At 49.4% G+C, this 549-nt stretch carries 1 protein-coding gene; it reads left to right on the top strand.

Annotated features, from left to right (window positions below; genetic code table 11):
- On the top strand, nucleotides 1-524 hold a 524-nt coding region (locus tag ACMHKJ_RS19375; protein ID WP_413496487.1), incomplete at its 5' end, for a 3'-5' exonuclease.
- Nucleotides 525-549 lie beyond the last annotated feature (25 nt).

Below are 549 nucleotides of genomic sequence, written 5' to 3' on the forward strand. Positions count from 1 at the left end.
ACAAACCGGATTCAGCCATTGTTGCTATCGGTGCTGTGCCGTTCGATATGGTTTCAGGTGCAGCAGCTGACGTGCATTTTTATGAAGTGGTCGATCTGCGCAGCAGTGCCAAGTATGGCGGAAGTATCGATGCTGACACCGTACTGTGGTGGCTGGATAAAAGCGCCCGCGTCCGTAGTGAAATAACTAACAGTGGAAAGACTGTTCGTCTGCCCGCTGCCCTAGAGAACTTAGATGCGTTCGCCTTAAAATACTGCGATGACCGAGTTCAAATGTGGGGAAATGGTAGCAATTTCGATAACGTGATCCTGCGATCCGCCTATGAGCGCTGTTGCATAACGCCGTTCTGGAAACATTGGAATGACCGGGATGTGCGTACCATTGTCGAGCTGGGCCGCAATGCCGGCATCGACCCGAAAAAAGATTTTCCGTTTGTTGGTGACACACACAACGCACTGGATGATGCTTTGCACCAGGTGAATTATGTGACAGCAATCCACCAGCATTTATTTAAAAACTTCTAATCGTATACGGCGATGTGTGGAGAGA

Source organism: Morganella psychrotolerans (genome assembly GCF_965118875.1).
GTDB classification, from domain to species: domain Bacteria; phylum Pseudomonadota; class Gammaproteobacteria; order Enterobacterales; family Enterobacteriaceae; genus Morganella; species Morganella psychrotolerans_C.